Origin of the sequence: Rhizobium sp. 18065 (assembly GCF_902706095.1) — a bacterium.
Classification (GTDB): domain Bacteria; phylum Pseudomonadota; class Alphaproteobacteria; order Rhizobiales; family Rhizobiaceae; genus Allorhizobium.
Genome location: NZ_CACSJP010000001.1, coordinates 1 through 24,140, shown reverse-complemented (window position 1 = coordinate 24,140; position 24,140 = coordinate 1). Strand labels below are relative to the sequence as shown.

Annotated in this window: 16 protein-coding genes and 1 tRNA gene; 3 read left to right on the top strand and 14 right to left on the bottom strand. The window is 56.2% G+C overall.

The genetic code is table 11. From position 1 onward, the window contains the following. Window positions 1-265: 265 nt before the first annotated feature. From GVK95_RS00085 to GVK95_RS00075, 3 genes are all read right to left on the bottom strand, one after another. A complete protein-coding gene (locus GVK95_RS00085; protein ID WP_159945809.1) occupies window positions 266-502 on the bottom strand; it encodes a hypothetical protein in 237 nt (78 codons plus the stop codon). Between the two features lie 254 nt (window positions 503-756). Continuing rightward, entirely contained in the window at window positions 757-1,749 is a 993-nt protein-coding gene (locus tag GVK95_RS00080) for a nucleotidyltransferase domain-containing protein (RefSeq protein WP_159945807.1), read from the bottom strand. 344 nt (window positions 1,750-2,093) lie between these two features. Further along, window positions 2,094-2,744 (bottom strand): hypothetical protein, encoded by a 651-nt coding sequence (locus GVK95_RS00075; RefSeq protein WP_159945805.1) that lies wholly within the window; start codon window positions 2,742-2,744, stop codon window positions 2,094-2,096. 131 nt (window positions 2,745-2,875) lie between these two features. Here GVK95_RS00075 and GVK95_RS00070 point away from each other — a divergent pair, with 131 nt between their 5' ends. Beyond that, entirely contained in the window at window positions 2,876-3,133 is a 258-nt protein-coding gene (locus GVK95_RS00070; protein WP_159947402.1) for a helix-turn-helix transcriptional regulator, read from the top strand. 8 nt (window positions 3,134-3,141) lie between these two features. Here GVK95_RS00070 and GVK95_RS00065 read toward each other — a convergent pair whose 3' ends face one another. The 10 genes from GVK95_RS00065 to dctP all read right to left on the bottom strand — a co-directional run bounded on the left by GVK95_RS00065 (window position 3,142) and on the right by dctP (window position 20,326). Continuing rightward, entirely contained in the window at window positions 3,142-5,247 is a 2,106-nt protein-coding gene (locus GVK95_RS00065) for a DUF3363 domain-containing protein (protein ID WP_159945803.1), read from the bottom strand. Between the two features lie 346 nt (window positions 5,248-5,593). Next, complete coding sequence (locus GVK95_RS00060; RefSeq protein ID WP_159945801.1) at window positions 5,594-6,511, bottom strand: nucleotidyl transferase AbiEii/AbiGii toxin family protein; 918 nt, start codon at window positions 6,509-6,511, stop codon at window positions 5,594-5,596. Then, entirely contained in the window at window positions 6,498-7,352 is an 855-nt protein-coding gene (locus GVK95_RS00055) for a type IV toxin-antitoxin system AbiEi family antitoxin domain-containing protein (RefSeq protein WP_159945799.1), read from the bottom strand. Before GVK95_RS00055 ends, GVK95_RS00060 begins: the two co-directional genes overlap by 14 nt. Before the next feature lie 216 nt (window positions 7,353-7,568). Next, the gene (locus tag GVK95_RS00050; RefSeq protein WP_159945797.1) at window positions 7,569-8,885 is read right to left on the bottom strand and encodes an EH signature domain-containing protein; all 1,317 of its coding nucleotides are present in this window, start codon (window positions 8,883-8,885) and stop codon (window positions 7,569-7,571) included. Continuing rightward, window positions 8,882-9,751 (bottom strand): OmpA family protein, encoded by an 870-nt coding sequence (locus GVK95_RS00045; protein ID WP_156592499.1) that lies wholly within the window; start codon window positions 9,749-9,751, stop codon window positions 8,882-8,884. The genes GVK95_RS00050 and GVK95_RS00045 overlap by 4 nt, the downstream gene beginning before the upstream one ends. 56 nt (window positions 9,752-9,807) lie before the next feature. Further along, complete coding sequence (locus GVK95_RS00040; RefSeq protein ID WP_159945796.1) at window positions 9,808-11,280, bottom strand: methyl-accepting chemotaxis protein; 1,473 nt, start codon at window positions 11,278-11,280, stop codon at window positions 9,808-9,810. A gap of 28 nt (window positions 11,281-11,308) precedes the next feature. Then, a complete protein-coding gene (locus GVK95_RS00035; protein ID WP_159945794.1) occupies window positions 11,309-13,579 on the bottom strand; it encodes a DEAD/DEAH box helicase in 2,271 nt (756 codons plus the stop codon). After that, window positions 13,551-14,873, bottom strand: coding sequence for an ATP-binding protein (locus GVK95_RS00030; protein ID WP_156592325.1), 1,323 nt, complete (start codon window positions 14,871-14,873; stop codon window positions 13,551-13,553). Before GVK95_RS00030 ends, GVK95_RS00035 begins: the two co-directional genes overlap by 29 nt. After that, complete coding sequence (locus GVK95_RS00025; protein ID WP_159945792.1) at window positions 14,870-17,839, bottom strand: TerB N-terminal domain-containing protein; 2,970 nt, start codon at window positions 17,837-17,839, stop codon at window positions 14,870-14,872. Before GVK95_RS00025 ends, GVK95_RS00030 begins: the two co-directional genes overlap by 4 nt. A gap of 477 nt (window positions 17,840-18,316) precedes the next feature. Beyond that, window positions 18,317-20,326: a TRAP transporter substrate-binding protein DctP gene (gene dctP, locus GVK95_RS00020; RefSeq protein ID WP_159945791.1), complete on the bottom strand. Its 2,010-nt coding sequence runs from the start codon at window positions 20,324-20,326 to the stop codon at window positions 18,317-18,319. A gap of 659 nt (window positions 20,327-20,985) precedes the next feature. Here dctP and GVK95_RS00015 point away from each other — a divergent pair. Together GVK95_RS00015 and GVK95_RS00010 are read left to right on the top strand one after the other, a co-directional pair. Beyond that, window positions 20,986-22,008 (top strand): SIR2 family protein, encoded by a 1,023-nt coding sequence (locus GVK95_RS00015; RefSeq protein ID WP_156592322.1) that lies wholly within the window; start codon window positions 20,986-20,988, stop codon window positions 22,006-22,008. A gap of 9 nt (window positions 22,009-22,017) precedes the next feature. Then, complete coding sequence (locus GVK95_RS00010) at window positions 22,018-23,763, top strand: ATP-binding protein (protein WP_159945789.1); 1,746 nt, start codon at window positions 22,018-22,020, stop codon at window positions 23,761-23,763. A 250-nt stretch (window positions 23,764-24,013) separates the two neighbouring features. On the opposite strand, the gene GVK95_RS00005 is transcribed toward GVK95_RS00010, so the two are convergent. Next, window positions 24,014-24,090 (bottom strand) — tRNA-Met (locus GVK95_RS00005). Between the last annotated feature and the right edge of the window lie 50 nt (window positions 24,091-24,140).

The following is a 24,140-nucleotide window of genomic DNA, read 5'->3' as shown; positions in this document are numbered from 1 at the left end:
TCCCCGGTGGACATTGCGGGTGCTGCCTTCAGCGCCCGCAACCCGCCTTTCCTGCTTCGCGGCCAATCGCCGGGTCGAAGACGCTCGGTCAAGGCTGGCGCGGCACGCGCCACCGCAAAGCGGCTTGGGCCTTGAGGGAGTGGCTTCGACCTGGCCCACTTCCCGCAGACAAGCAAAGGAGGTTTCCGTCTCGGTCGGAATCGTATGCGCAAGCCTCGGCCTGGCGCAAGCCGTTTTAGGCGGTTTACAGACGGTGACAGCGATACTATTCCGCCTCGGGTTCACCTCTGACGGCACGGTCGTCGCCGTTGTCGTTGGCCGCGACCCGTGCCGCATGGTCCGCCCGTGCCATCTGCCGTCCGATCAGGCGGGCAATGTCGATGACGACCCGTTCGAGGCGTTCATCGGTGGCACGACCCGGTTCTTCAGCACCGCCGTCCGCGCTGCCGGCAGGGCGTGTATTGTCGTTCGCCGCCCCCTGCCCTTTCTCGTCTCCGTCCATGTTCGACCTGCCTTTCCCGGATGGAAAGACCATGTTAGAACCAGACACAGGACCAGGAAAAGCAGGAATTCACCGCCCGTCGTAGGGTGTCGCAAAGGGTCGAAGGAACAGCGAAAATCTTCGCCCGTTGCGTCGTCGCTTGAACCACCGCTCCACATAAGGGGCGGCTGACCTCATATAAGCTGAACGGCGAAAATCTACCCAACGAAGGTGTACGTAACCGCCATCAGATTGGTGACGCCTCAACTAATCCATCAATCTGGAATTTTTATTAGATGCGTCACGATGCTGGGGCGAGTGTGGAAGAACGTGTAATCGTTCTCGATTTGAAGAGTGTCGAAACGCGCAGCCTCCCGGTAGAAGATTAGCATCAGAAGGCAGCGGATGTTACCGTTGCGGCGGTAGAAATTAGATAATCCTGCTAGGTCCTTCAGCACCTCGCGCTTCTTGGCCTCCGATTCAACGAGCTTGAATTCTACGATTATTCGACCGTCCGCGAGCGCGAAATCAGCATTTTTGTCCTGGTTCTGATAGTGAATGATGAAGGGTTCTTTCTCAAGCCCGGGTAACCATGGCTTCGCAACCGTCCAAAATAGGTTCTGGCAGTCGTACTCGTCCTTGATGTTAACGGTCCAACCGGCTCTCGCCTGACCATTGCCGCCAAGGTCAGACTTTCGCATGACCATGCGCTTCGCGACTTCGGTAATCTGAGCGACAACCTTGTCGACCGTATCGCCCATAAACGGCCGCACCGGCAGATGCTCGTCCTCGGTGCGCTTCAGGACCGTCTGCCAGCTATCCTCGGAATATGCCGAGTCCGGCAGGCTGCTGGCATGGAATTTGCCATATCGGGTGGTCTCAAAAACCCACTTGGCTTCGATGCTGAACTCAAAGTCCGTAAACCCAGCTGCTTTTGACCACAAAAGGATCGCATCAAGTTTCTTGACGAGGTCGTCGAACGTGGGAGCACCAACCGAGCTGTCATTGGAGCAACTGATCGCGCGTCCACCGATGGCTAGGAAAAAATCGATGGGAGGGCACTCCTCCAACGAATAGTCCCTCAGCGCCGAGCCCTGAACCCTGCCGGTATCGGATACGCGAACGAGGAGATCGCAATCTGACCGGAGGCTACCGGTGTTGTAGGCGCGAGAGCCAAACAGATAGATCTCGGTGATGTCGGAAAATCGTTTTACAACTTCCGTCAGGTGAGCCTTCAGGTTGTGTTTCTGTGGGCTTCGGATGTTCATTCGTCGCGTTTCCTCATGCGCTCTAGCTCACCTATTCGGTGGTTCGGGTTGTTGCAACCTCCCACCGGTCGCTCCTGACGTCGCGTTCATCATTGGCGATAGGCTTGCTATCATGAAGTGGGATTGACATTCCACCCTTCGCCAGTTCCCCCAATGAGTTGAAGTTCGGCGACCACTTCATTGGCCGCTTTGCCAAATCGCCGGTAAAAAGCGGTTGGGCGGGAATCCACCCACTTAGCCGTAGCACCTACCAAAGAAGGAGGTCTGCTTTCGGTATTCGGCCGACGCCGAGGTGGTTGGCCGGAGTGGGAGGCGCAAAGCGGACATTTGCAGCGTGAGACCAATCAAATATCCGAAGGTGTGCTACCCAGACTTAGGAGGTCCGTCATCGCAGCCCGAATTTGCGGCCATGGATATTCGTCGCCTGGACTGTCTTCTCCCATCGCAAGAATAGTGTGAAGCTTTGCCGCCACACCGGCAACCGATCGAGCCGGTTGCGAAAACAGATCGTTCAATCTTTCCTCGCGCATCGCGAAGGCTTTCTCCTCCGCCTGCTTGGCGCGGGTATATCCCAACCGCTCGTCAAGTGCGTCCCAAGCGGCTTGTCGCTCGACCAAAATCGCCTTCGCACGCATCTTTGCTTCGGCATTTTCGGGCGCATCGCTAAATCGGCGCTCGATCTCCTCCATTGTGAACGCCGCGACCACGCAATCCTGATCCGGCACGGCAATATCAACATGGGGAAACCCGACCTGATCTATCAGTGCGGTTTCCAGCCGCTGCTGCCTTCGGCAGAATTTCTCGACCTGATCATGGGCCCCCCGCCAGTCTTGCCACAACATCAATGTTGGATCGCCATTGTCTGGTCGGCCGTTTTCAGGATGAAGCGCCGCATTCACATCCCCGACCTGTGCCGCCAGCCACGTCGCCGACGTGGATAGCAATCTGCGTCGCGTGACGACAGGCAAAGTTCTGCTATTGTCGGAATCAGCCATGATCCGAGTTCCTATCAACTTGGTTTACGGTCAGGCTGAGCAATGTGGCCCACACATTGTTCAGCCGTTTAGCAAAAGAGATTACACAGCAGAGGCAAAATGCGCAATATAAATCACTACAATGTTGTGAAATGAACGAGCTCCAGTGCAGATTAGCGCGCACAGCTTTGGGTTGGGGCGTCCGTGATCTGGCTAAAATTGCCAGCCTCTCGACGCAAACAATTTCCCGCTTCGAAAAGGGCGACGAACTGCGTCCCACCACATTAGAGAAGTTACGCGAAGTATTTGAAGCCGCAGGCATCGAATTCATAGAAGAGAGTGATGGCAAGGGGGTCGGCGTCCGGCTGGCAAAGGCTTCGGACCCGCAAAAGACCCACGACGGGGAATAGCAACCTCCTTACAGCCCCAGCCCGCGCTTCCTGGCAAAACTCCAATCAACCCCACCGCCGTCTTTCACCACACCGCTGATATGCTTGCCGATCCGCTGGTCGAGCGCCGCTTGCCACGGCACAAGCTGGAAGCCGATGCCATCATCGAGCATGGCGAAACGCCCGCTGGCGAGGTTGACGCTGCCCTTCAATGATCCGCTGACATATTCACCCGGTTTGCTCGGCGTGTAGGGCAGTCCCCGCTCCGCCGCCATCTGCCGGCCAACGCGGTCGATCTCGGTTCGCTCCAGTCGTTCCAGCAAATCTTTCGGCGCTCGAATGCTGCCATTGTCGAGACGCACGGCTTGTCCCTGATCGACAAGGCTTTGGCGACGACGATCCATCGCCTCGCTGACTTCCAGGCCAAAACCCGCCTGCGCGAGTGGCGTGCGGTCGCGTGAGACAAGCTCGCGGTCGAGCCATGTCGCGCCGTCGCTGCCGACCTGTCTGTTGAGGTCGAGGGTGGACAGCGTGCGGACGGTAAAATCCTTTGCCCGGTCTCTGGCGTCATAGGCCATGCCGCGTTCGGGGAGATCATTCGGGATCTTCCAATAATCGGCATCGATCCGCTCGACATGTCCGGCACGGCGCAGCGCTTCAAGGCGGCGGACGTGGGAGCGAATAAAGGCATCGGGATCACCGCCGATCTTTTCGATCTTAGCCCTCGCCTGCTCCAGATGATCGCTTGGGCGATAGATGCCGTCGTTGTTTGCAGCGAGATCGAGGATGTTGATGTCCGATGCTCTCGGCTCGGCCTTTGACGGAAGCGGGTCAATGGACACGATGTGGCCGCGCTGGAGATCGTCCAGTCGGCCAATGTCCGAGGTTTCAACATAGTGGGTTTTTCCGTCCACGCCATCGATGACCAGATGCAACCGGTCGCTCATCTCGTCGCCCGCCAGTCCCTTGGCCAGAACTCGTCCGACCACAGGCTCGGCAATGCTTTTGCCATGGGTGATGTAATCGCGGGCACCACGTTCTTCGGCAAGGCCGTGATCCTCCAGCGCCCGGTGCATAGTCTTGATGATATCGCCCCGCTCACCAAGCGCACGCAGGGTCTGTTCTGCATCGTCGCGGATTGACCATCGTCCGGTGTCGATCTCATCCGCCAAGCCATACCGCTCCAGCCGCTTGGCCCGGTCGATCAGAAGGGCTCGGTTGGCCCGGACTGTGTAGCTGTCGGAAGGATCCGGACGCAGGTCGATGATCCCCTGTTCCCGGCTCTCCGCGATCAGCATCCTGTCGAGCCGGGTCAGGCGTTCGGCCTCTACCTCATGGCGCAGTTTTTCCGCGACCTCCAACTCACTCTGCTGGCCCAGTTCCAGTGTCACCAAGTCTTGTGCCCGGTGGCGGACGCCATGGGCGATATAGTCGCCGGCAATGTTGAGGATGCGGCCATCCTCCAGCACGCCCCGGACGATGATATGCGTATGGGGATGACCGGTATTGTGGTGATCGACGGCAACCCAATCCAGCCGGGTATCCAGATCGCTTTCCATCTGCCTCATCAGATCACGGGTGAAGGATCGCATGTCCGCCATGTCGGCTGCATCTTCTGGTGCAACGATGAACCGGAACTGATGCCGGTCGTCGCGTCCGCGCTCGATGAATGCCTTGCCATCGGCTTCATCCTCGCTGGCGGAATAGACCCTGCCCTTCTCGCCATCCTTGGTGACACCATCGCGTTCCAGATAGCGCAGGTGCGCATCGACCGCCTTGCTTGTCGCTACCCGGAACTTCAAGCCACGTGACTGCCCCCGCTGCGGCGCAAGCTTGACCACCCGCGCCTTGACGACGACACGCCGCGAACGGAACCGCGTACCGCTGCCGTCGTGCGTCCATCCTCCGCCGTCCTTTGGAAACGACGGCGCGAGTTTCGCACCACGGCCTCGGGCATTGAAGCGCCCGCTCCCCTGACCCGGCTCCCCGCCAATCCGGTCGGGATTCCCGCCCGCCTTGCGCACGGCGATCTTGACCTGGGTGATGAACGGCTTCGAGTATAGGTTGGCGGTACCACCTCGGCTTTTCGGTCGACCCGGTCTGATGCGGAAATTGTTGTCGTCACGGTCTGCCATGTGGGCAGATTCGGCGCCCATGCCGGGCGTGGCAAGGAGCAGTTTGCCGTCATCGCAGGTGAGCGTACAAAGACTTGCAACCGCGTGGATCGGCGTAGCGCACCTCGCGGCAGATGCCCGCTATCCTCAAGGCTCACAGAGAAGATCAGCCGGATCTAAAATTCATCTCACATCGCGGATTGCGATCCTCTCCCGTTTTCCGGCTGGAAAACAATGTGCAGACAATCACTTACGAGCGCAGCTCGGGCGAACCCCGGTTCGCTTTATCTTGCAGTCCTTCCCCTACCCAGTTGACACTCCCAATAACGCTGCTTTCCGGTGTTCAACGCCGAGGGAGCGGGAGTTTCTATGCGCGCCGTCCAAGGGAAGTTCGCAGCAATTCGACCAAGGCTGAACGTTGGTCCGGCTGGAGTTTGTCGAGATTGCGCTGCCGCCAACGGATGGCCGGAAGCTCTGCCACATGGCCAATCTTCAGCAAGGACCAGTCCGGTTCCCCGCGCTCGAAGCCGATCAGAAATTCCCGGTGGTGATCCGGCATGCCGTCGATCAGTGCCTCGATCATTTCATGCTGGGTTTTGACCAGTTCATCGATTGCGACAGTTTCCTCGGTCATGCCTTCGAAGCCATTGCTGTATTCATTCGCGAGGTCTTTGACGCGGCCCGACAACACCTCGCCCATGGGGCGGTTGTGACTGAGTAGATAGACGATGAACGCTTCGCGCAAATCATCACTCAGCCCTTCATGGGCAAGCAGGCCTCGCACATCGAAGAGGTCACGCGGATGCTGCCGATCAAGCGCCGCCACCAGCTTGCCGGCAAACAAGTCCTCGAAAGAAACGACGCTGGTTTCAGCAAAGCCGAACGCCTCTTCAACCGCCTCGGTGACCGGAATGGTGGAGGGCTCATGGACTACGCCGCGCAATGCGGGCGAGACTTCGATCTTGACCTGTGTGCCTTCCGCAATCACGAGAAGGCGCAGGATCGCACCATCATGAATGTTTTCAGTGACGCGGGCGCCGGGCAGTTCCGCCAGAGCTGCCGCCTTGATGCGCTTCATGGCAGCATCGATCCCGGCCAATGCCTCCGGCCTGTCATGTACCGGTAGATACATAAGATCGATATCGACCGAGAGGCGCGGCAGGTTGCGCATAAAGAGGTTGATCGCCGTTCCGCCCTTGAGCGCGAAACAGGCTTCGCGCGCCACGATGGGAAGAAGGCGCATGAGCAGCCTGACCTGGCCCTGGTACTGGTCACGAAATGGCATCAAGGTCCTCCGGCACGGTGATCAGATAGACCGGATCGAGCCTGCCGCCGGGGACAAGCATGCGTTTGCCCTTGCCCAGATCGATAGCATCCTTGTCCAGACGCTTGAGCCATGCATGACGGTGACGATCAGCAAAGAGGAAAAACAGGCGCTTCACCTTGACGCTGTCACAATCGACCAGCAGCTTTTGCAGCCGCCTCGGACTGAAGTTTGCGGCACTTTGCATGATCATGTCGGCCTGATGGAAACTCTCATGGCGCGGCAATTCATCGAGCATTTCGAGATAGGCGCGCTCGGGCTGGGAAAGCGTCAATGGCCAATCCCATTGCCCCCACGCAAGCGAGGTCAGGCTACCGCCCTGAAAGCGGGTGAGATCTCGGCCTGTTCCGTCCGCGATATTCCAGGCAAGGCTGCCAAGCCCCTGCGTGATCGGATCATTCCGGAAGAGGGTCGCGCTGTTGTGATAGACAAAGCGCTGAGGAAGGTTCAGCTTGTCCAACCATGTCGGCGGCTTTTCCGGCCCGTAGAGGTGAATGGTCTTAGTCTCGTGCGAGAGGTAATGCGCAAAGCCCTGTAGCTCCAATGCCGTGCGCCCACCGACATAGAACGGCGTTCGCAAGAGCAGGGTCTGAAGAGAGATGACGACTTGCTGCCAGCTCAGCGTGCCGCGCGGCCTTTTGTAGACGCTGCGCACCGGCTGTTCCAGCCAGCCGGCCTTGACGTAGTAAGCACGCAGATTGCTGGCGATGCCGTGGTCTTCCAGCCAAGCGGCATCCACGACCAGCCCTTCGGGGAGGTCTTTCTCTAGTCGGTTTAACAGTGATGCAGATTGCTCAGTCATACTGAGTATATTAAATGACTCTCAAACCATCTTCAAGTTTGAAAAATATTCCAAATACTCAACCAAGTTGAGCAAAAGCGACAGATGGCAATCCTCTAAAACTACATTTCCAGCCAGCCAGAAGCCGGCCCGAATTCCGAAGCTTTCAGCTGCAACGCAGCCATCCATGATATGAAGATCAGTGCTTGTCTTGCCGTAGGCAAGATTGCGGACAATTCATCGTAACAACCGCTGCTCGACCCACCGTTGCCAATGGCCATAACCATCGTGAATTCGGGTATCACTGTGGTTGGCCGGAAGGATTATTTTTTCGGCATCATACGTATCCTGATAGAACAAAGGCGCAGCTGGATCATCTGACTCAAAAACGTGGATTCGGTAGTCGTGCGATCCCTCGACGACAGTGTAGCGGCCAATTCGCATAATCAGAAGGCAGGTGTCCTTCCTGTTCCCACCCGCCATCTGGCTACCCGTCATGGTGTAGACAGGGTCCTTAGTCTCCTCGAACATAACTGCCGCATTGCGAATGGCGGCGGGAGACAAGGCAACCCATGCCTCCTCGACGAAGCCCTTATCGTACAAGCCTTTCCAGAATACGTGACGCGGGGGCCACATATGTGTCTGCGTCGATTTAGTTATAATCGCCAGCAAGGCGTCGATGCTCTCCCCTGCTAGCCAGCGGACGACCACTTTGCGATGGGCGGGAGTGACCAATGCCCAAAACTCAGCACGTTGATTTCTCGGATCGCCGAAAGCTTCAACGATGCGGTGAACAAGAATGTCCCGGACATCCGCCGGAGGATGCGACCGAAGCCAGGGATTGAGCAGTTTTTCAACGGCGGATGCCGCAAGATCGCCCTCAAGCGAGGGGCGCTGTTTTGGAAAGACCCAGGCAAAAATCTGCTGAATGACCTCGACAGAACTCGCCTCCGGCAACGCATGAAGCCAGGCATAGTGAACCTGTCTCATTAGCTTACCCGAGTGAGGCGCAACGACACCTGCTGCGGTAAGCCAATCGAAGGCATCGGATTTATCAACAAGTCTGGCCGCTACAACTTCGGGGGCGTGCTCAGCATCAAGCAGTTCCGGCATTGCTTTGAAACATTTAGCCCAGCTCCCCGGCAAATGTTCAGAACGGTCACGGATGGAATGCGCGAGTGAGATGGAAGATGGAGACCCGCGCACCCAGGCATTCATATATACCTCGCACGACGCCTGAAGAATGGCGGTGCTGGTTGTTGCCAAAATCTCCCGCTGGAGAAATTTCTCAACTTCCACAGGCACACCAGCATCACTGGTGTACGCCGCACGAATCGCGAGCGCGACATCACCAACCTTGACGGCATTCCACTCCCAGTTGCTGACGCTAGTGCGCAGTAAATCGATGATTTGATCTAAGGCGAGATTGGGCGTTTTGTCGTACCCTGGAAAGGCAGCCTGTATGGCTGCCGCTGCTGCGTCCAGCTCATCCGTGTTTCTAAAATCTGAGGTCCTGACGCGCGGCCTCTCTCGGAGAGCCTCGATAAGTGTCATTGCTTTCCCGCAAGGGCTCGTTTGATGCCTTCAATGTCTGTCTCGCGCGATGGGACGACCATGATGAACCTGAGATCAATGCGGCGGTTTGCGTCCTGTCCTGCGCGCGTCTGATTATCCTGCATCGGCCGTCCTTTGCCAAAGCCAGCAACTGACAGCACAGGCTGGGCGTTTCTATTCAGGAACATCACTAAGTCCGGCTTCTGCTGAGTCATGAGCGAATAGACCGCCGCCGCCCGCTTAGCGCTAAGGTCCATGTTCAGATCATCGCCACCGATATTGTCCGTATGCCCTTCGACCTGCAAGGAATCGATCAACGCGTAAGCTGGATTGCAGTCGGCACTATAGCCGTTCCGAGGCCCCAGCGAATAACATGAAAGGTTAGCATCCAGAATGTCAGCGATCTGCCGCATTCGGCTTCCTCCAGCCGAAGTCGGCTTTTCACGTCCGGATTCAAATAGGCCGTCACCACGGAACTGCAAGGCATCGAATGTCGCGCTGACGGTTACATTCACGTCGGGAATTTGCTGGTTGATCAGGTCTTTCAGGCTGTTCAGCAGGTTCTTGCGGGTCTCAGCCACTGCCGAATTGTAGACTTCCATCTGGTTAAGAGAGTTGGGTTGACTGACGAGACGGCGCAGACGCTCAAGCTCGTCTTTCATCTCCCTCACCCGCGCCTCGACCTTGAGGTCGGGAGCATCGACGATTGTTGCCACGGCATGAACCTCGGCCTCCAAGTCCTCCTTTTCAATCCTCAGCTTTTCATACTGCGGGCGAGGCACACTGTCCTGGACGTTGAACTGGCTTGCAAAAAACGCGAGCAGGATCATTAGAATGAAAAGGAAGCTAATCGTCATATCCGCCATCGACACGAAAACGGATTCTTCCTCTTCCTCTCTGGAATGGCCCCTACGAGTGCCCCTCACGCGATCGGCCTCGCGCTCTCAGGCTGGAAGGTTTTTGCATTCTCAATAACTGACTGCAGGGTCGCGAGCGCGTCAGCATATTGGCCGTGAACGTTGTTGGAATGGTTTTCGACCTCGCTGATAGACCGCGTGATCTCCTCGGAAAACGACCGGAATGCCTTCTCGAGCTGCCCGTCGTAGGCAAGAGCCCTTGCCTCAAAAGACTTGATCTGGTCCCTAATCACGTTGGCCGCGTTGATCACCACGTCCTTTTCAGACGCCAGCGCCGTGCGGGCAGAGTCAACCATTTCGATGGATGCGGTTGCGATCTGCTGTGTAGTCTCGGCAGTTCTTTCGGCGGCGATGGCAATTGGCTCGGCGGCACTTGCCAGACCATTGCCCGCCTTCGACAGATTATCAGACACGATTTCCAGGCGCTTCGACGCCCCATCCAGCCCAATAGCAGTGCTTTCCGCAGCGGCCGCAAATCTTTCAGCAGCCTCACTTAGGTCGGTGGCCAGGCCAGCAAGCTTTCCAGACGCAGCATCCAAACGGTCACTCGTGATTGTCATCGCGGCCACAAGCCCATCCGTCAGGGATCCTGCGAGGCCCTTAACCATTTCGCCTACCTGCTGCGCGCTCGAGCCAACAGCCTTCTGCAACGGCTCGGAGATTGCCGCGATGAGGTCGCGGTTGAGTTTTTCGGAGTGCTCGCGTTGAGCGATGATCGCATTGAGCTGCTGTTCAGCGATGTCTTCAAGGCTGACAAATTGCATCCGCCGCTCGATCTCGTGCGCCAACGTTCGGATTGCCTCATCCAGAATCCGGGTCGAAATACGGAGTATAACCGTGAAAAAGATCGAGCACAAAAGCCCCGTCAGCGACATAATGAATTTCGCTGATGCAACGGTGAGCAGCTGCGTCAACGCGGTCATAACGATTGCGGGGTCACCTCCAGCCTTGAGGCTTTCCCCAGTTTCCTGAAGAGCCGCGATCAGGCCGAGGAATGTAGCAGCAAGGCCGATCGAGACAAACAGGCCTGGCCAGAATCGCCAACCAGCCACCCCAAAGCCCATGTCTTCGAGATTGAAGAACATTGATGGCCGGACAGCATTCTGAATGCTGCCACCCTCGGACTTGGGATCCAGCGTTGTCTCGCGGAATTCCGTCCACGTTTCACGTAGGTGCTTGGCAGACGTGCCTTTCCAGCCCTCCATCTCTCTTGAGATCTCATCGACATTCTGTCTTAGCGACGCCGCGTCTGGATAGCGCTTAACGAATCTTGTGACCCGCCTGAGGAGCGCACTCTTCTCGCGTACCGACAGACCGAAGAAGGTGGAGACGATTACTAGAACAGCGACGAGAGCGACGCAAAAAAGGCCGGGAGCCTCAGGAAGCCGGAGCAGCGATGCCAAATGCAGCACACCGTCGCGTACCGTTGTGCCCAAGCCAGAAATGCTATCCAAAATACCCTCGCTATTTGCGGTCATCGAAAAGTTTTGATGGTTGCGGCCGGAGCTATCCCGTGGCCACCCTCTGCATCACGCGTCGCGCGACATCCTGCAACGCCGGCACATCCAGCCGTTCCCTAAGCGTGACCAATGCCATTAGATCAGGGGTGAGCAGGTGATCGAACTTCGCCATGTTTGGCTTTGCCAGCCGCCCCGCTACGGTTCTCGCGTCAGGCACGTCGCCGTTGGACATCTTTTCCAGCGCAGCGTTGACACCAGCCATGTTGCATTGCTGAACGTCTATCGCCTGTCCGAAATGAGAGGCCTCGAAGTTCCGAGAGAGCAGCGCAAGCGAAAGGGTCTGAAGCTTCTTGGTGCCCACCCACGGGAAGATTAAAGCTCCATCAGCGAATTGAATAACGGAACGTTCAGCGAGCCCGAACTCGGCAAACGCACGCCGCGCTTCAGCCAGCAGCGCGGTGGCGGTCTTGTCCAGGTATTGATACGCGGTATCCGAGAGCAGAATTCTGCGCATTTCTTCAACCACGCAATCATGAATGTTGCCGCCCGCGCCCGAGAAGTAGGGCGGCTTACCCCCTCGAGTGGGTTTCACGGTTATCACCCGGGCATCGTCATCGATCGCCAGAATCTTCCACCGACGTCCGCCGAAGATGATGGTCTCACCGGCCGCAACTGGTGAAGTGAGTGGGTAAGTGCCGAGGACCTTGGCTTCATTGAGGATACGATACTCGCGATCGGTGGCGAATACAGGGTAGAACTCATGGGATTCCGTCTCCCGTTCGCCCATTTCGCCAATCATCAGCAGTCCATCAGGTGACTGCTCAATGAATTTGTTCTGAGGCGACCCCATGCATCTGAGCAAGTCAGCGAACAGGACTTTGTCTACAGTTTGGAAAGGACCCCGCTCGCACAGCATTTTCCACGCTGCCGCGGGGCGAATACCCCCAGTCTGCAAAATGACGGCCAAGACCTGATGGATGAGTGTCGACAGATGGAGACCAGCCTCCGCGGGCGGCTCGCACCATCCTGCCTTCATTTTTTCAACCATGGCAATCGACTGTATCAAGTCGAGGTTCAAACGATCCATCGGGTGAGCGCCCTTTGTATCACCCGGCTCGATTACGAAGATCCTCAATATTGCCGGGTTCCCGGCCCGTCGTCCGGATCGGCCAAGCCGCTGGCGCAGGGATGCAACAGAATAGCCCGGCCCAATCTGGGCAACACTGTGGACGTCACCGATATCGATCCCAAGCTCGAGTGTAGTCGTCGCTACCGCCGTAGTTGGTCGGGGGTCATCGCGTAGCCGGACCTCGACATCTTCGCGCTCACCTTTTGAAAGGCTGCCATGATGCGGGAAGAATTCATTGGGAAGATGCGCGTCATCGCACATCCGTCTCAGTCGATCCGCGTAGATTTCCACCTTCTGTCTGGAACCTGCAAACAAAAGGTTGCTGTCACCCCGGAGGAATCGAAACAGGTCGTCGGCCAGCCTCTTGGGGACGCCGAAAGCTTCGCTCTCATCACCCTTTTGCTCTTCCTCCTCGGGATCGAGCTCTTGCAGTTCCTCATTTCCTTCCTGCCCATCTTCCGGCTCCCCCCCCAAAAGGTAGCCTCTGATCTGCAGTTTTATCCCGTTCCCTTCATCAAGACCATGAACGAGCTGCACGGCCTCGCCTTTGCCCGGACGCAATGCCTCTGCGGCAAGCCCCATGTCGCCAAGCGTGGCTGACAAGCCGATCCTATCTATGCGATCCCGTCCGGTCGCCATCTCAATGCGATCAAGGATCGAGCTCAACTGCATACCGCGCTCGGAGCCGATAAATGCATGTAGCTCGTCGATGACAACCGCATCGAGGCTGGAAAACAGGAACTTGATTTCAGAACCTCGCCGGACGAGCAGCGCTTCAAGAGACTCCGGGGTTATAAGGACGATCCCGGAAGGACGCTTACGTGCTCTTGCTTTGGCGTCAGCGGATACGTCACCGTGCCACTTATTGAGGATAACATCGCTGCCTTCGCAGAGAGCTTCAAGCCTGAGGAACTGATTGTTGATTAATGCCTTCAGCGGACTGACATAAAGTATTGAAAAGCCATTCCCTAAATCTTCGCGGTTCTTGATCCGGGTGAGAAGCGGGAGCAGCGCCGCTTCCGTCTTGCCTGCAGCGGTCTTTGCCGAAATAACAACGTCCCCGCCAGCCATGATGGCTGGAATGGCTTTATTCTGCACGTCTCGGAGCGACGGCCACTTCTGCTGCCAGATCCACTTTCTGACGGGTTCACTTAGCTGTTCAAAGGCTGAGCGTTGCAAGTTCATCATCCGGGTCCTCGCCATCAGCGGCGATCTCGAGGTCTTGAGAGCCCAGACGATCTTCCCGAACGTCAACCTGAGCTATGAGATCATGCCATTGCGTACCGGGGTTTTGTTCTAGAACCGACAGAAGATCAACGAAGGCCTTTACTGTGTTGCGCGGCGTCCGGAAATACGCGTCGCCGATCTTGTTGGAGCAGTGATCCATGAAAGCCGTCAGTGCCGCGTCCGGGACAAGCCATTTGTCGGGGTGACCTCCTGCAAAAACGTCACGAAGCCGCTCAAGCAGATGGTAAAGCTCTTCCGGCGTAAGGCTGGGCAGATTAATGACAGGTCCCGAATAATCGGCGAGGCCGTTTATGGCAAAACTGTTTTCGGCAAGTCGCGTCTGTAGTGCCTCGTAGGAGAACAATCCACGGCGGGTATCCATAAGAAACTCGGGCGTGCCGCCGAGAACAAAGCCGATGCCTTCGGTGGTTCCCTGGAGAACGTCATTCAGAATCCTCAGGATCTGCTCGTAATTCTGTTTCCGAGCCTGCGAGCTCTGGAGCTTGTAAAGGTTGACCAATTCGTCCAAGCAAACCAGCAACCCGCCAAATCCCGCCAATCTCACAAACCGGGCAAGCAACCGCAGCCCATCGTAAAATGAGGCGTCGTCAATGATGGTTCTCACACCGAGATCGATCTTAGCCTCTGTTCGCGTGGAGTACTCACCACGAAGCCACCTCAAGGCGTTGTCCTGAAGCGTGGTGTTCCCATCCTCATAGCCGCGGGCGTAAGCTACGATCACGGTGGCAAAGTCATACCCCGCCACCATCTCTCGTATATCGCCGAGGCCTTCTGTGAGGGACAGCTCAATTGAGATGCCCGACGACTTTGCACGCTCCGTCGCCTTTTGAATGTAACTTTCGAGGATATTCCTGAGCGCGCCACCGTCTGGCGCCGTGCGCGTCGAAAGACTGCGCGCCAGCTCCGCATAGAGGTTCCGAGCCTGCCCGCCAGTGGCATGTATGCGCCGATCAGGCGCGAGATCGGCCTGGCAGACCGCGAGCTTGCTCTGGAGCGCTATCTGCCGAATTAGGAACAAGAAGAATGTCTTGCCCGCACCGTAGGACCCGACAACGAACCTGATGCTGGCCCCGCCCTCAGCGATGCGCTCGACATCCCGGATCAAAGCTTCGATTTCACGCTGACGGCCGACCTGCACATGCTGCAGCCCAAGGCGTGGGACGACCCCTGCCCTCAGCGCGCTTATGATGGTATCGCGGTCGCGTGGCTTGATCGGCGTGGGCTTGATCGTCATGCTGATATGCCTTCTGAAATGCTTGCGCTGCCTGACGTTTGAATATTGGCTGGAAGAAGATAGACGTTGATCGCGATCGGATCTTCGCCTTCGATAAGGAGATCATCTAAGTGGTCCATGGACCACTCATTGATTGCGTCACGGGCAGCGCCAGGCATCAGACCCGCTGCCCGTACCAGACTTTCAAAGTCGGCAGATGTCCATGTCGGACTGCTGGACAACTCGGATACGAGGAAACCGTATCGGCGCTCGAGGCCTTCGAATAGATCGCTTTCTTCTGGCACTGGGAGCCGTTCCAGCGATATCGTTTCCGTGACACCCTCGTCTTCCGCGAAAATAGTTTCAAGAACGCTCGCGGTGACACGAGTTTCGCTGCGGATCGCATTAAGCCTGCTGACGTCGATGCGCGTGAGTGTCGGTTGTGACGGCGGCGGCGGGATTGGAACCCCAGTCGGCTTTGAATCTGGCTCTACGACAAAACTGAGGTCGTCGTCCGCGGGTCGCTGCTGCCTGCTGCTGCCGCTTTCGTGTAACAAATGATATAGCGTCTGCTGATCCAAACCCATTCGTTTGAACAGGGTCTCGAGCTTCTTCACCTCTTTGGCATGCAGAGTTCCGTCAGCGGCCGCCACGGCGACAAGCTCCGTTGCGAGGCCGCTTCGAGCAGCCTCGGGAACATCCTTGAGTCGCTTTGCCCATTCGTCAAGGCGCTCCGGATCAAGCTTGCTGAGACGCAGCTCTGATTTCAGGCGAAGCCGCTCGTCAGCGGTAAGACCGGGTGCCGCGTCTGCACGCTCCAGCAGCGCACGATACTCACTGTCGTTGAGATGGGCGTCGGCATACCCAATCAGCATTCCCAGCATCAGCGACAACTGAACGGATCGATAGGCAAGCGATGGTGAAGGCGTAACGTCAACAGCTGCCTCCGACCGGAACACCAGCACCGGATCGTCTGCACCCACAAGTTTAAGTGCATAGGTAGGATCAGCGGTATTGCCATAACCAAATGCCGACAAAATCTGCGACATCTCTCTGAGTTTACTTTTTCCGATCGATACGCCGACTTCGAAATCAAGGCTGGTCAGAAGTTCGCCAACTTTGACGGGTCTTGCCTGGGACGCGAGACACTCCATAGTCTCAAGCGGCCCTCCAGAGATTTGTTGAGCGGCTTGCGATCGTTGGGAAGGCGGAAGTTTCGATATGGCGCTGAGCGTCGGCAGCATGCCGGGCGATCGACCTAGTGCGCGACTGTACTCGTCCAGTTTGTCCGTGCAGGCGTCGAAGATCCTTCTTGCGGTCGTAATCGGCTCCGCCCTGCCGGACACGTCAGGCACCGATCCGCCCAAGGCCAGCACATCAACCGTGAACGAACCGCTGCACGCCCGGTAGGTGGCTTTCAGCATCTTGAATTTTCCGCCCTTTATCCTGAAGCCGCTCGGGTGGAGTGACGCCAGCTCTTCATCAAAGAGTTGCTTGAGAAGATCTGGTGAGCGGCGCGCTGGCGTCCTAACGCGGGTTTCGGGGTGCGACATTGCAAACTTCAAAAGAAGCTCGGGCTCGAAGGCTCGACCATCTCTCACCCGCAACCCGAGCGCCATTTTGATCGAATTTGGCACCTCGTAGCCGTTACCATCGACATCCGGAATGAAATCCTCCAGCAGCGGCTGCGCCTTTATCTGGTAAGCAGATAGCAGTTCATGGGCGTATCGATAGAATGAATTATTGCTTCCATAGATACCAATGAGGCGACGAACCTCGTCAAACACTATATCCGCGTCCGGCACGTCGTTTTCGAGCATCAATCGCCGTTCGAGGCCATAGAGATACAAAAAAACATAGCCGATGTAAGTGGCCGGATCTGAGCGCGTGCCGCCGAGCCAATCCAGGTAGGATTTGCGAGCCTCAGGAGTCATCTGCGAATATGAGGGCCAGTAACCCATGGTCAGGCCGTTAGGATCACCCCTTTTCGCTACCGCGAGCTTGGGGTTAATCAGGCAATTTTCATTCTCCTGGGAGGAATTCTGCTTCGGGAGGTATGAACCGACATAGATAAGCCCGCCATGAACCGACACGCCGCCGACCGAGGTCATCATTCCGACAGACAGCCAGTTCGGACTGACCGAGGCGGTATTAGCCTTACTTACTAAGCCCAAAGCTCCCGCGCCGTCGGCCCGACGGAGCGTCCCGAAGAACGGCTTGGTAGACTGTCCGGCCTCCGTTGGCGAACGCGGCTCGCCCCATGTAGCTGCGTTGTGAAGGGTTAGATGGGATGCGCGTTGCGCGGGTTCGATGGTGGTCGGAGGTTGGGCTGGCCTCTGTCCTTCAACCAGTCGCTCTTTATCCGCGCCAATGACCGTTTGTATGCCGTGTGACTTATCTGGCCACTGGAGCTTTCCGGCCACCTGACCTGCTTCAGGCTGCTGTGCAGGTGGTTTTGTTTTTTTCTTCCGCCGAAATGCAACGAAAAGTATCAATGCCCCGATCGCTAAAACAACGTAGACCCCGCTTCCGGTAGGTTCGCTCACCACATTTTTGTCGGCCGCCGTAGTCGGAATCGCGGGCAGGGCAAGAGTTGGCGGCTTAGCTAGATCGCCAACAGCCGCTGATTTCTGTGGCTCTAGTCTGTCCGTTGGCTTGTCTCCAGTCGGAACAACTGTGAGGGGAGATGTTTCAACAGCCCTTCCAGTCACTGGGCTTGTCGAAGGTGCCTTTATATCCGGTGTCGCGACTGGCGCTTCGGGGAACATCACCGCGAGCACGCTCTCGTCGGCGACCCCCGACGGTGACAGTCCATTCGCTCTCTGAAATGCTTTAAGCGCGTTGATCGACTTTTTGCCCCAGATGCCGTCAGCCACACCCGGATTATAACCCTGTTCCTGGAGCTTTAGCTGCACCTCACTGATCGACTGAGAAACCGTCTGGGCGACCGAAGGGAACGGCTGAACAGCCGCGACGATCAAACTCATGCAGAACAGGAATCTTCGGAAGTTCAAAACGGCCCCACCTACATTTTAGAGGGCCACTATACACCGATAGGTTTTATGGCCAAGCCCGCGGTTGATCATGTCCTTCCAAAATTAGACCGACATCTCATACTTCAGAGCACCAAAAGGCGAGGAAATTCATACCTGCAATGCATTCTCCGCAACAAAACAGTCCCTACAGTTCGTGACCGCTATGAATTGGCTACGCCCATAAGCATCTCCGGAGCGGTACAACGCTAGGCCCCCCAAGCCAATGCTGGCAATTCTCTAAAACTCGGTCGATACCCCGGTGCACTGTGCCCATCTTGAGGGAACGCTTTGAGGGATCCGAACTGGCAAACTTATTGGTGAAGCCTCATCCCCATTGGTTTCGCTTGCCAAAATGTGTGCGCCTGCAAGTTCACTTTCACACTCATTCTGCCGTTTCGAACTAAGCTGTGGAGCCTACCTTCGGTTTGCTCAGTGCGGGCTCCCCCTGATCGTCCAGTATTTCGTGCCGTTCACAGAAGCGGTAGGTAGCTGGCGGATGTCTGCCCCAACCCTCCGCTTCAGGAGATCCGAAATATCATCTGCGACCGGCTTCACCTCGAATCCGTGGGCGTGGTTGACCCAACCCTGCCCCGCCACGTCCGAAACGTCGACAGTCTCGATGCCTTGGACAAGCTTCAGATATTTTCCGCCAAGGCCCACGGGATTCTCGCCATTCATTTTTCTTGAGATGATCAGCGCGCTGTCGTTCTCGTTGGCGTAAAGCGTTTTCAACGCAGCAACGCTGCCCTCCGAGGCGATGAGCTGGCCGAATATGGATGGTGGGTAGTCCGCGGCGATTAGGATGAGGTTTTTGACGTCACGGTTTCGTGCGCGGACCTGCTTGAGGAAAATCCCCGCCATCCGGCTCCCCATGCTGTGCGCGACGATCGTGATGTTCGAAAGTTGCCCCTTCCGCTCCATCGCATCGACCATTTGGCGGATGTATTCCTCGCTGAACTGCACGCTGTTCAGGTCAAAGATGTACATTCCAAAGCTGCCAGCCGACGGCCAAGACCAGACCAGCACCGGTTGGGAGAGACCAAAGTCCTGTGAAAACCCAATCGCTCGCCGTGCGGCATCAGCGAACGTGTTCGCATAGCCATGGAAATACACGACGAGGCCTGTGTTCGTGCCCGATGCGGCCAACATATCGGCACAGCCCGTCGCCCTGTGCCATATTGTGGAACCTTTGAGGCCGAGCCGCCCGCCAAAAACCTGTCCGAATTCTCGTTGCGGGCTGGTATCGAATTCGATTTCCCCACAGCTCAGCTGGTTTGTGGCGTCCTTCAACACACCAAAGCGTGTTGCGAGATCACCTGAGCTCTCATCGTTGCGATTAGTCGCGAACAGCACCGTTGGGCGGATTTTTTGATCGAGTGAGCCTCTCCGGTCGCGTCGGGTGTCGATTTCCTGCTTCACTCGGAGAAGCTGCTGATAGGCATCACTTCGTCCACCCTCCGAGATGTTTTGTAACCAAGCTTCCGACGCGGTCTTACTGATCGGTCTCCATGCCTCGGAGTTCACCGAGACGTACGAAACGCCGAATTCCGCCGCCATCTTGGGAAGAGTACTCTCCTGGTCGATTATCAGGGTTTGCGATGCCTTGCTTCCTTCTCCGGCGGCTGCCTGAACGGCTGACCTGAGCCGTTGGGAATAGCCCACCCACTTGGTGCTATTCGCGAGAAGGAAGCCCTGGTTCTGGCTGTAGTTGTTGAGAACCCTTCCGTTCGGAATTGCCCTGTAAATGTCGGAAACATTACTGAGACCCTGTGACGAGGCCTCGATAGCGTCAACCGAGCCGGCAACCAAAGCCATAGTAACCTCGGCAAAGGGCAATCTTTGGGCACTCGCGCCGAGGCTGGTCAATACCGCTCCACTCGTGTCGTCGGTGATCCTGACCTTCACACCCTTCAGGTCATAGGCTCCCGTAAGGGGTGTTTTCATGAACAGGGCCTGAGGGGGACGGTTCCAGAACCCCACAAGCGTCAGGCCGAAATCGGACAATTCTGTCGCAACAAGCTCCCCGACAACAGAGTTTTGGACGGCGAAATTCTGGCTGGCGTTGTCGATGAGACCGGGCTGCGAGATCAGCGAGGTATATGTGAAAGCCGGATCACTCTGGACATCCGGGATTACTGCCGCCGGTACCAATGCAAGGTCTATTGACGAGCCACCTTCCTTCAGCGATGCCAAGATTTGCGCATAGGAAGTCCCGGCTCCGACCGGCACCTCCTCGATCTTGAAATCTGCCTGCCCAACCTGCTTTCGAAACGCTTCTATGTATCGTTCCGTCGCCGCATCCTTGGCTTGCGGGACGGCAACACGAATGGTGTTTGTATTTACCTGGGCCCGGGCCAACGGTGCCAACAGAGCAAACCCGCCAATAGCTACAACCGTATGCATTGCCAATTGAACGAACCAGTTCCTGATACCAAGCATTCGACCCTCCCATGACATACGCCTGTAAAATTCTACCCCACTGGGTTGAAAATACACTGGAGATTCGCGCCTCCACTCTCTTTAGCACCTTGTTTCAGGCTGAGCCCGGTCGATTAGGTCCCAAAACATTGGTATTCGTTAGTTCTCTGAAACCGCCAGTGATGCGAAGTTGGGTAACATGAAACAACCGGCTCCGATGGGGAACGCAGCAAAGCCCTACCGATGACCGTGTAGATCAAGGTCCGCACGTCAGCGCGCTCGTTACGCTTGCCAGGCTCTATAATAGCTCTGGCAGGACGTCAGTGGCTAGACAACTCCTCGATGAGGGCGTCTCCTTTGGCAACGCCAAATGCTCTTCCGGTACCCATAATTTCGCTCCCAACAAGAAGCTAAGTGTATTTCCAACCGGCGGATTGTCTTTACTTGTTCAGTTCTGGATGGATTTAACCCGTTTTATCTACCTTGCGTCGCTCCATCTAAAACGGCGTAACAAGGTGCACATCACCACATTTTTCGACTGAAGTTGGATCAAGCCAAAGTGGCGATTGCGTTAAGCGCCCCCGAAAATCACCGCATACTATCCAAAACATGTGCAGTCGACGTATTGTAAAACTTATATCACATAAATTGGAGCCCGAATCAAAGGTACGGCGTGAAATATGAATTTGGAAAATATAGCCAAGATTGCGCAAACGTGTTTTCAGAACAATCCCACTATTGTTTTGGGAAGCGGCTCATCAATGCCCCATGGGCTACCCAGTATGGGTGACCTAAGTAAATACCTCATGTCTAATATTGAGACTAATGGTGAGGCTGAAGCCGACGCGTGGCTTTTGGTAAAGACAGCACTAACGGCTGGAGATCATCTGGAAGCCGCATTGGAGGGCAAGAACCTTCCTGCAGGCCTGCTTTCGCAGATCGTCAGCTTGACATGGAAGTGCGTGAACGAAAAAGACCTAGAACTGTATTGCAACCTGACATCTGACCCGGCGGCATATCCCCTTGGAACGCTCATCGCTGGCCTGTTCAAAAGCAGTAACGCGATCGTCAATGTGGTCACGACGAACTATGACCGTGTCGTCGAATTCGCGTGCAACTCGGCAGGCTTGCTCTTCCAAACCGGGTTTGCCCCGGGATATCTGCAGAAATGGGAATCGACTGGCGGCGTCAGCTTCCAGCGGGGCGGTAAAGAAGCGCGTGTCGTCAAGATCTGGAAGGTTCATGGTTCCCTAGACTGGTTTCGCACCTCGGATGATCGTACGATTGGTTTGCCGGTATTTACACTGCCCCAAAACGGGATTGTGCCCCTCATCGTGACGCCTGGGCTGAACAAGTACGAGAAGACCTACGAAGACCCGTTCCGTACGACGATCAATGGTGCCGATGACGCCTTGAAACGGGCTTCCGCCTTCTTGAGTGTTGGCTTTGGCTTTCGTGACCAGCATATCCACCCGAAGATTATAGAGCGATGCCGGGAGAAGAATGTTCCGATCGTTGTCTTGGCGAGGACGTTAACGGAGGAAGCGAAGTCATTCCTGAAAGAGAAGGCCGGGACAAATTATCTAGGAATCGAGCGCCATGATGGGGGAAGTCGGGTATACGGCCCTAGTTGTCCTGGCGGGGAAATAGTTGGCGAACATGACCTGTGGGCACTCCACGGGTTCAACAAGCTGGTGACATAAGGGGGGATAATGACAATCTTCAACTACGAGGATACAGAAGCGCTCGGCACGGTAATATCCGTTGATACCGCCACGGCGACCATTCGCGTTAGCGACCTGGACCGACTGAAACGCCTCCAGGTCAATCGGCTGGTGGTCTTGCAAAGCAGCAAGCCAGGGCAACATCTCATAGGCGTCGTGGTAAGGATCACGCGTAAGCATGAGGAACGAGTCCTGGACCCGGAGGCCGATGTCGAGGTGGAATTTGAGCCTTCGGCGAACAACCTCGTGAAGATCACATTGATAGGCACGCTCCTGGACCGGGTCGGGCAGAAGAAAAATCTCTTCAGGCGTACGCTTGAAACCGTGCCGGAGATCGAAGCCAACTGTTTTTCCCTTGAGGGTGAGCGGTTGACGAATTTTATGCAGGTCATATCCAGTGTTGAAATGGACGGCCCCAAACTGTCTCTGGGAACCTTTACACTCGATGATGATGCAATTGCTTACCTCAACGGGAACAAGTTGTTTCAGCGACATGCAGTGATTGTCGGAAGCACCGGTTCCGGCAAATCATGGACGACGGCCAGACTCCTGGACCAGATCGCGGCCTTGCCGCAGGCGAATGTGGTCCTTTTCGATATTCACGGCGAGTATCGGCCATTGAAGGGCGACGCTTTCCAGCATTTCAGGGTGGCCGGCCCCTCAGACATTGAAGGGAAGCGCGGTCTGGATGACGGTGTCCTGCATTTGCCTTACTGGTTGCTGGGATACGAGGCGCTTGTCTCAATGTTCGTTGATCGCAGCGATCAGAATGCGCCCAACCAATCGATGGTAATGACCCGGACGATTACCGATGCCAAAAAAGCGGCTCTGGTCGATCCAAAATACAAGGAAATTCTCGACAACTTCACTATCAATAGCCCCGTGCCCTTTGACCTAGATTCCGTGCTCCAAGTCTTGAGCGACCTCAATGTTGAGATGGTCTCGGGTAGCTCAGGGCGTGATAAACAGGGAGACTTCCACGGGAAACTGAGCCGCCTCGTGGCCAGGTTGGAGGCCAAGAAAAGCGACCGGCGCCTGTCATTCCTTTTTCAGCCTCCGGCTGACTGCATGAAAATGGAGTGGCTGACAGGGATGGTTCATAAGATCGTCGCCGGGCGTGGTTCGCAGGTCGATGGCAAAGGAGGAGTCAAAATTATCGACTTCTCGGAAGTGCCATCGGACGTCTTGCCTCTCATGGTCAGTCTGCTGGCGCAGATTATTTTTACCACCACTGTGTGGACGGAAAGTAGCAAGCGGCACCCGATCGCTATGCTGTGTGACGAAGCGCACCTCTATATCCCCGAGCGTGCTCAGGTTGACAGCGGAGATTCCGTGGCCGTTGAGATCTTCGAGCGGATCGCAAAAGAAGGCCGTAAGTACGGTATTGGGCTGGTAGTCATCAGCCAACGGCCCTCAGAGGTAAACCGAACGGTGCTCAGTCAGTGCAACAACGTCATCGCCATGAGATTGACCAACGTCGATGATCAAAATGTAATTAAGCGACTGTTGCCAGATAGCCTTGGCAGTTTCGGTGACCTGTTGCCCGTTCTAGATGTCGGAGAAGCCTTGGTCGTCGGGGACGCAAGCTTGTTGCCGACCAGGGTGCGGATAACGGAACCCGATAACAAGCCTGATAGTCAGACCATTGCATTTTGGGAACGCTGGAACGAACCCGAACCAAAAGCCGGTACGGAGAACGCCATCAAAGCTTGGCGCCGACAAAGTATGGTGTGATTTTGTATAGTGGCTCCTCTCGGAGCCATTGTGCTTAATGCGCTCGCCCTGCCGGCGGCACGAAGCAACTCGCTCTCGTACGCTAAACCATTTCGGGATATCCAGACTTTCAGCGACGCTTGCCGGCTTCGGGAATGCTTGCTCTTTTGCCGCCCTTAAACGCAAAAACCGCCCCTGAGTTACAGAGGCGGTGAGGAAGATTGGCGGTTAAGCTTGTTATATCGGTGTGATGAGCGATTTATGCATGAACTGGTTGCGGGGGCAGGATTTGAACCTGCGGCCTTCAGGTTATGAGCCTGACGAGCTACCGGGCTGCTCCACCCCGCGCCAAGCGCAAACTTTGGTTTGCGCGACACGCCAACGTTTTTGCGTTGGCG

Coding starts and splice junctions, on each gene's coding strand:
- GVK95_RS00075 (WP_159945805.1), bottom strand. CDS start 2,744: ATGGCTGATTCCGACAATAGCAGAACTTTGCCTGTCGTCACGCGACGC.
- GVK95_RS00070 (WP_159947402.1), top strand. CDS start 2,876: ATGAACGAGCTCCAGTGCAGATTAGCGCGCACAGCTTTGGGTTGGGGC.
- dctP (WP_159945791.1), bottom strand. CDS start 20,326: ATGCTTGGTATCAGGAACTGGTTCGTTCAATTGGCAATGCATACGGTT.
- GVK95_RS00080 (WP_159945807.1), bottom strand. CDS start 1,749: ATGAACATCCGAAGCCCACAGAAACACAACCTGAAGGCTCACCTGACG.
- GVK95_RS00055 (WP_159945799.1), bottom strand. CDS start 7,352: ATGACTGAGCAATCTGCATCACTGTTAAACCGACTAGAGAAAGACCTC.
- GVK95_RS00065 (WP_159945803.1), bottom strand. CDS start 5,247: ATGGCAGACCGTGACGACAACAATTTCCGCATCAGACCGGGTCGACCG.
- GVK95_RS00050 (WP_159945797.1), bottom strand. CDS start 8,885: ATGACACTTATCGAGGCTCTCCGAGAGAGGCCGCGCGTCAGGACCTCA.
- GVK95_RS00085 (WP_159945809.1), bottom strand. CDS start 502: ATGGACGGAGACGAGAAAGGGCAGGGGGCGGCGAACGACAATACACGC.
- GVK95_RS00045 (WP_156592499.1), bottom strand. CDS start 9,751: ATGGCGGATATGACGATTAGCTTCCTTTTCATTCTAATGATCCTGCTC.
- GVK95_RS00015 (WP_156592322.1), top strand. CDS start 20,986: ATGAATTTGGAAAATATAGCCAAGATTGCGCAAACGTGTTTTCAGAAC.
- GVK95_RS00030 (WP_156592325.1), bottom strand. CDS start 14,873: ATGACGATCAAGCCCACGCCGATCAAGCCACGCGACCGCGATACCATC.
- GVK95_RS00040 (WP_159945796.1), bottom strand. CDS start 11,280: ATGACCGCAAATAGCGAGGGTATTTTGGATAGCATTTCTGGCTTGGGC.
- GVK95_RS00025 (WP_159945792.1), bottom strand. CDS start 17,839: ATGAGTTTGATCGTCGCGGCTGTTCAGCCGTTCCCTTCGGTCGCCCAG.
- GVK95_RS00035 (WP_159945794.1), bottom strand. CDS start 13,579: ATGATGAACTTGCAACGCTCAGCCTTTGAACAGCTAAGTGAACCCGTC.
- GVK95_RS00010 (WP_159945789.1), top strand. CDS start 22,018: ATGACAATCTTCAACTACGAGGATACAGAAGCGCTCGGCACGGTAATA.
- GVK95_RS00060 (WP_159945801.1), bottom strand. CDS start 6,511: ATGCCATTTCGTGACCAGTACCAGGGCCAGGTCAGGCTGCTCATGCGC.